The following is a 241-nucleotide window of genomic DNA, read 5'->3' as shown; positions in this document are numbered from 1 at the left end:
GACTCAGGTCGTGCAGCAAACATCTTCACCTGCAAAGGCTCTCTCAGGGGGTGGCAGACCGAGATAGCCGCACGCTGCCTCGGCAATCCAGTACTGATTTTGTCGGTGTGCTGTGCATTGGCAGGACCGCTGCTTGCCAAGGTAGGTGTCAACGGTGGCGGTATTCACCTGGTCGGCGACTCATCAAGCGGCAAGTCACTCGCGCAACTGTTGGCGGCATCGATCTGGGGCAATCCTGGCA

Annotated in this window: 1 protein-coding gene; it reads left to right on the top strand. The window is 58.9% G+C overall.

Going from position 1 to position 241, the window contains the following annotated elements; genetic code table 11:
* Positions 1-241: DUF927 domain-containing protein (locus tag AC3XQU_RS24700; RefSeq protein ID WP_489876737.1), on the top strand; the 241-nt coding region annotated here is incomplete at both ends.

This window comes from Telluria sp. AZSoR62 (genome assembly GCF_058111565.1).
This window is presented reverse-complemented; position numbering and strand designations above follow the sequence as displayed.